This is a genomic window from Clostridium bornimense (assembly GCF_018917145.1).
GTDB lineage: Bacteria > Bacillota > Clostridia > Clostridiales > Clostridiaceae > Clostridium_AN > Clostridium_AN bornimense_A.
The window spans coordinates 1-4,244 of sequence record NZ_JAHLOD010000098.1; the positions used below are offsets into that span (position 1 = coordinate 1).

The 4,244-nt window shown below is 26.4% G+C and carries 7 protein-coding genes; 6 read left to right on the top strand and 1 reads right to left on the bottom strand.

What is annotated here, in order from left to right:
- The 5 genes from KQI30_RS16505 to KQI30_RS16525 form a co-directional block, all read left to right on the top strand.
- Positions 1–533, top strand: a 533-nt coding sequence (locus tag KQI30_RS16505; protein ID WP_216464442.1) for a hypothetical protein, incomplete at its 5' end; no start/stop codon positions are given.
- 55 nt (positions 534–588) lie between these two features.
- Complete coding sequence (locus KQI30_RS16510) at positions 589–1,299, top strand: Fic family protein (protein WP_216464443.1); 711 nt, start codon at positions 589–591, stop codon at positions 1,297–1,299.
- A gap of 45 nt (positions 1,300–1,344) precedes the next feature.
- Positions 1,345–1,611, top strand: a complete 267-nt coding sequence (locus KQI30_RS16515) for a type II toxin-antitoxin system HicB family antitoxin (RefSeq protein ID WP_216464444.1) — start codon at positions 1,345–1,347, stop codon at positions 1,609–1,611.
- 120 nt (positions 1,612–1,731) lie between these two features.
- On the top strand, positions 1,732–2,082 hold the full coding sequence (locus KQI30_RS16520) for an SH3 domain-containing protein (RefSeq protein WP_216464445.1): 351 nt from the start codon (positions 1,732–1,734) through the stop codon (positions 2,080–2,082).
- A 130-nt stretch (positions 2,083–2,212) separates the two neighbouring features.
- A complete protein-coding gene (locus tag KQI30_RS16525) occupies positions 2,213–3,142 on the top strand; it encodes a M28 family metallopeptidase (protein WP_216464446.1) in 930 nt (309 codons plus the stop codon).
- A gap of 383 nt (positions 3,143–3,525) precedes the next feature.
- On the opposite strand, the gene KQI30_RS16530 is transcribed toward KQI30_RS16525, so the two are convergent.
- Positions 3,526–3,822, bottom strand: coding sequence for a hypothetical protein (locus tag KQI30_RS16530; RefSeq protein WP_216464447.1), 297 nt, complete (start codon positions 3,820–3,822; stop codon positions 3,526–3,528).
- Positions 3,823–3,914: 92 nt separating this feature from the next.
- On the opposite strand from KQI30_RS16530, the gene KQI30_RS16535 reads away from it, so the two are divergent.
- Positions 3,915–4,244 (top strand): hypothetical protein (locus tag KQI30_RS16535; RefSeq protein ID WP_216464448.1); only part of this gene is annotated, 330 nt, incomplete at its 3' end.

Here is a 4,244-nt window from a genome sequence, read left to right on the forward strand (position 1 = left end):
ATTATGATTTTATGAATATGAATTATGAGGAAATGACTACAGAAGAAGTGGTGAAGTATATAGAAACAGAAATATCCAAGGGACGAAGTTGTAAGGATATAGAGATAAATGATTTTGGTGTTACTGAAAGAACTATAAGAAAAAGATTATTAAGAAAAGGGATAAAGATAGATACTAAAGGGCGTAACACAAGTAATATTACAAGTAAAAAGCCCGTTGTGAGTGAAGAAATATCAATACCAAAAGTTGAAAAGCAAGAGATAAAACCAATATTTAATGAAGTTGAAATGAGTAAGATAAAATACTATATAGATAATTTTGAATTAATAAAAAACATTGTAGATGGAAATAAGAATAAAACTGATACTAATAGAAATGAAATAAAGGTAACTAGTAAAGAAACAACGACTACAAGTTTAAGGATCAATAAAGAAATTTATGATATGGTTAAGGAAAGAAGCAAGAGAGATGACATAAAGATTGGTGATATTATAAATAGAGCATTATTAGATTATTTAAAAAATTATATATAGATAATCTAATAAAAAGATTAGATATATATTATAAATGAAAAAGAGGTGCATTAAAATGCAAAACATAGATTATAATAGATTTTTACAGGTACTTAGAGAAACTAAGGGAATACATAATTCACTAAATGAAATATTGAAATATGATTTTATATATCATTCAAATAAGATTGAAGGCAGTACATTTACAACAGAAGCATTACAATTATTATTTGAAAAAAACATAGTACAAGGCACACACACATTAGATGATGTTCAAGAAACAGTAAATTCATTTTATACATTTGATCTAGTGATTGATGAAGTAGATAAAAAGCTGACATTAGATATGATAAAAGAATGGCATGGGAGCTTAATGTATAGAACAAAGTTATATGATATGGGATTAGCAGGAGTGTTTAAAAAATATTCAAATAAAATACTAGGATCTAATTTTAATACAGCAAATCCATGGGAAGTAGAAGATAAATTAAGTGATTTAATAGATAGTTATAATGCATTACAAAATGTTACCATAGATGATATAACAAGATTCCATTTTGAATTTGAATGCATACATCCTTTCCAAGATGGAAATGGACGAATAGGTAGGTTTATTTATCTAAAGCAACTATTGGATAATAGACTAGCATTAAAATATATGAATGGAGAATCAGCTAAAGAATATAAAAAAGCTTTGGGTAATTGCTCAAAAGAAAATATAAAGCCTTTATTTGATTACATAGAGAATCAAAAAGATTTTATAAATGAGAATATAGATATGTTTTAAAAAATTATATATAAAGAAAAAATTCAGAATGGAAGGAGAAGATTTATGATGATTGAAAGATATATTTATCCAGCAATATTTGATTATGACACAGATGGAATTGCTGTTGAGTTTCCAGATTTACCAGGATGTTTAACTTGTGGAGATGATATTGATGAAGCAGTTAAAAATGCAAAGGAATGTTTAGGATTACATTTATATGGTATGAGAAAAGATAATGATCCAATTCCTGAATCAACTCCAGTAGATAAAATAAAATGTGAAGCAAATCAAGAAATAAGGCTAGTTGAAACAGATATAGTAATATTATGAGTTGGGAGAAAAAGATAAGGTTTAACCTTATCTTTTTTTCTCATTTTCATTTATAAAAAATAAGTCTATCCTTTTTATTTTTTTAATATATATAACTGTATTATTTTTAAGGAGATTAATATGAATTTGAAAAGAATGATTGAACTTACTGTAATATCTATATTATTAATGGTAGGTACATTAACTACAAATGTAAAAGCAAATGAGAGCACAGTAGTTAACAAATCATCTGTAGAAGAAAGAGTGATTACTCCTAGAATAGCAGGGATATTTAAGGTAACATCATTATCAGGAGCATATGTTAGATTAGGTCCAGGAACTGATAATCCTACTATAGTTAAAGTTTGGTATGGAGAAGAATTAAATTATTGTGGTGAATCTAAAAAGGAATTTAGTGGGGTAGTTTGGTATAAGGTACAAGCACATGGCAAGATAGGATGGATTAGTAGTAATGATGGATGGCTTGGATGATATTTTTTTAATAGTTTAAATATATAATGGTTGTTTTTATAAGGAATCAATTTCTTATAAAAACAACCTAATGCAATAGATGTTTTAAAGTATTAAGTTTATTAAATTAATAGATAAGGAGAGATACAATTTGAAAAAAAGAGTAGTAACAAATGTATCAATAATTAGTATAATATTAACGTCTTTTATAGTATTAACGTCGTGTACAAATAATACTATAAAAGACATTAATATTATTAAAACTAAGAAAGTTTCTGTAGGAAGTTATAAAGCACATATAATAGATAAAAGAACGGTAATTGAAACATTAACATCAGATAAGTTTGAAGGAAGAGCTGTAGGAAGTAAAGGAAATAGGCTTACAGAAGATTATTTAGAAAATCTATTTAAAGATATAGGATTGAGTTCAGTTTTTAATAATAAATATAGACATAAATATGATACAAGTAATAGTAATATAATTGGTAAAATAGATGGTAAGTCAGATAATGCTATAATTATTTCGGCTCACTTTGACCATATAGGAATTCAAGATGGTAAAATAATAAGAGGAGCTATTGATAATGCTTCAGGAGTATCAGTTTTGTTAGAGGTTGCAGAGACACTAAAAAATAAGTATTCAATAGATAAGCCAGAGTTTGATATAATTTTTGCTGCATTCAATGGTGAAGAATCAGGAATGAAAGGAAGTAGTGAATTTGTACATGATATAATAGGTGAGTATGATAACTTAATAGATATAAATATAGATTCAGTAGGTTATAAAAATGGTGGGAAAGTAACTTTTTTAAATAATAAAGGATATGATACCTTGAATAAGAGTATGGAAAAAATTTTAAAAAACAATGGATTAGAAGTAACTTTAGGTAATAAAATATTGGGAAGATCTGATAGTGATTCATTTAAGAGACCAGAAATGAAATCAATATGCATAATAGAAGAAAATGTAAAAGAAGTGATACATAGTGAAAGAGATACTCCTGAGATGGTAGATTACTCAAGATTAGATAAGATATCGAATTCAGTTATTGAATTAGTTGAAAGTATTACATATGATTAAATATGAAAAATTATTAAAGGTTATAGAACTTTTAGAAAATGAAAGCATATTAAGAATAGTTGAAGATTAAATAAAAAAAGATAGGCAAATGCTTATCTTTTTTTATTTATTTAATGCATATATGCAAAAAAACATTGATTTTATGCATAGGTTTCAAAATTTGAACTTAAAAAAGCTACCTAAACCTAGTTATACCAAGGGCTTAAGAAAATAGACATAACAATTTCTTATGTCTTGTTTCGTAATCCCTTGGTATAAATAGATATGTATATTAGTATACTTTGAATTCAATAGTTTATATAAATGGTATAAAAAATAATTAGTATGAAGTTTAGAAACAAATAAATTAAGCTATTGAAAGTTTTTCAATAGCTTAATTTAGATTAAAAGATATTGGCTATTCTGCTTCCATTACCGTCAGTAATAGAATAAGAACCATGGTAACCAAGAACAGTAGACGTACAAGCACTACCCCAACCAGCTCGACTTGAAGATTCGAAGTCTGTACTTATGCTGGCATATATTGTATAATGCTCACGAGATCCCCAAGCATAATAGTGATCTTTGCTAGGAGTACCAAGTCCACCATTAAGATTGGCTGCAAGGATTGATGCTTGAGGTATTAATAATGCAGCAAATAAAGATGCTCCAATAATTTTTTTCTTAAAAGATCTTTTCATATATGTTCACCTCCTTATATTTACATAATACCACTTCAATGTTATTATGTAAATATAATGAAAAAAAGTAAAAAAATTTAAGAGGTATAAATATGAGGTATAAAAGTAATATATTCCTAAGTATAATTTTTATTGCTATGTCATTCTTTTTATTGTTTTCTATTCACTCTATAGAAAAAAGTTTAAAATTACAATTAGATGAGAATGTTTTTTTAGGGGATAACAGTTTAAATTTTACAATTACATGTGACAATGGGGAAAAAGTTGACAATAAGATTATAAGTCTAGATAACCAATATGTGGTTATGAGAGATGATTTAGGTGGGTACAAGCAGTATGCTATATATTTTAAGGGGAAATTAAATAAAGAGCCTAAAATGATAAAAGGTAGGTTTTTCTATGAAGATGATTTTAATAAGAAT